We start from the raw sequence: 2,033 nt of genomic DNA, 5'->3' as shown, positions 1-2,033 counted from the left end.
CACCACGCTCTTCCTTTCTGGGCTTTTTGATCTGTGGTAGAGCGCTTCGTTAACACCCAATTGGTCACTGGTTCGAACCCAGTATCGCCCACCGGGATCAAGAACCGGGCCGCCAAAAGGCGGCCCGGTTCTTGTCGTTGAAATCGGCTTTCGGCGCCACCGGCGAAAGCGCATCGGCAAATGGCCGGAATTGCTGAGGGGCTATCAGGCCGCGGCGGGGAGTTCCGGACGCAGCGGCCAATGGGGATCGACGGCCTCGGGGGTGCCGCTGCGGGCGAACCACTCCTGGAGCCCGCGGGCCTGCGCGGCGTACCAGATCGCCTGGCGGGTGTGCAGCTCGCCCGGACGCAGCCCCTCCAGCCGGGACGCGAAGCGGAGCCCCAGCGCGCGGACGACCCGCAGCGCGGCGAACGCGTCGGCGGCGGCCTCATGGGCGTCGGTCAGCTCGACCTCGTAATGCGCGCACAGGTCGGTGAGCGTGCGGCGGCCCTTGCGATAGCGGTCCAGGTGTTTGTCCAGGACCCGGGGATCCAGGACGGACAGCGGATGGGTGCCCAGATAGGCGTCGAGCGAAGTGGCGCGGTGCCGCTTCAACTCGCGGTCCAGGAGCGTGAGATCGAACGGGGCGTTCATCACGACCAGCGGCCGGCCGGCCACCGCCTGGGCGGCCAGGGCCCGCGCGACCTCCTCCAGCACCGGCGCCGGCCAGCGGCCGTGCAGCGCGAGATGGTCGGCGGTCAGGCCGTGCACCGCCGTCGCGGCCTCGGGCATCTCGACGCCCGGATTGATCAGCCAGCGGGTGACGCGCGGGGTGGAGCGCGGGGTCTCCTGCACGACCAGGGCCGCGGAGACGATGCGGTCCCGCTCGACGTCTATGCCCGTCGTCTCGGTGTCGAAGGAAGCAAGCGGACCGTCATACCAGCACGGCATCATCCCAACTCCTCGCGCTCGTGCGGCGGATGACGCCGTACGTCACCCGAGCTGGTGATACCCGAGCCGCCCGGTGGTCGAACCGTCTTTGTTTGCGGACCACTTGACGCGGAGACAACCACAGGGACGGGCCGCCGCGATCCGCGCGGTCCGGCAGTGGCGTCCCCGGACGCCACCGGATACGGCCGACGGCGCGCGGGTTCTCGGAGCACTCCCGTACGCGGCCGGCTGCCTCCCCGTCATCCAGACGCATCGATCGGCACAGCCCGGAAGGCACCCTCGCGATGACGCTCGCGCAGCCCGAACCGGGCGGGCTGCTGCCCCAGCGGACCACCCCGCAGCGCGGTGGACTCGCCACCACCGCCTGCATGGAGACCCTCCAGGTCGGCTATCTGCACGCGATCGCCGCCGCCTCGGGTTGCTCGCTGGCGCAGCCCTTCCCGGACAACGGAATCGATTGGCACGTCAGCCATGGCGGGCCCGGCCACACCGTCGACGACGAGGTCACCATCAAGGTGCAGCTCAAATGCACCTACCAGACCGCCCCGCGCCCGCCCGGGGCGACGTTCGCGTTCACGCTCGACAACGATCACCTGACGAAGCTGGCCCGTACGCCCGTATCGGTGCACAAGATCCTGGTCGTGATGCTGGTGCCGCGGGACCAGGAGGACTGGCTGCGGGCGAGCCACGACCGTCTCGAACTGCGGCACTGCTGCTACTGGATCAACTTGGCCGGCCACCGGGTCAGCGGCCGGCGCAGGACCACTGTGCGGATCCCGACCACGCGGATCTTCGACGACCGCGCTCTCTGCGAGATCATGACGCGGGTCGGGGCGGGAGGGAGACCCTGATGTACCGGCCGACCGATGAATTCGACGCGAGGCTCCTGGACCCGGCGGAGGTCGATCCGGCGGTGCTCACTGCGCTGCTGGCCCGGCACGGCTGGCGGCGCAGGGGCGGGGCCGTCGGCCACTACGCCCGGTGGACGCCACCCGGCGGGGCGGGCGGCACCAGCCTGCTGGTGCCCCCCCACCCCCCGGTGCCCCACAACGGGGGGGGGGAGGGCCATCGGGAGATGGGGGGGTTTGGGTAGTGTTTGTAGT

The 2,033-nt window shown here is 70.5% G+C and carries 2 protein-coding genes; one reads left to right on the top strand and one right to left on the bottom strand.

Features of this window, described 5'->3' with window-relative positions; translation table 11 throughout:
• Positions 1-204: 204 nt before the first annotated feature.
• The gene (locus AB0I10_RS41035; RefSeq protein WP_363157836.1) at positions 205-930 is read right to left on the bottom strand and encodes an exonuclease domain-containing protein; all 726 of its coding nucleotides are present in this window, start codon (positions 928-930) and stop codon (positions 205-207) included.
• Positions 931-1,214: 284 nt separating this feature from the next.
• Between AB0I10_RS41035 and AB0I10_RS41030 the strand changes: the two genes are divergently transcribed.
• Entirely contained in the window at positions 1,215-1,781 is a 567-nt protein-coding gene (locus AB0I10_RS41030; RefSeq protein WP_363157835.1) for a DUF4365 domain-containing protein, read from the top strand.
• Positions 1,782-2,033 lie beyond the last annotated feature (252 nt).

Source organism: Streptomyces sp. NPDC050636 (genome assembly GCF_040654775.1).
Lineage (GTDB): Bacteria > Actinomycetota > Actinomycetes > Streptomycetales > Streptomycetaceae > Streptomyces.
This window is presented reverse-complemented; position numbering and strand designations above follow the sequence as displayed.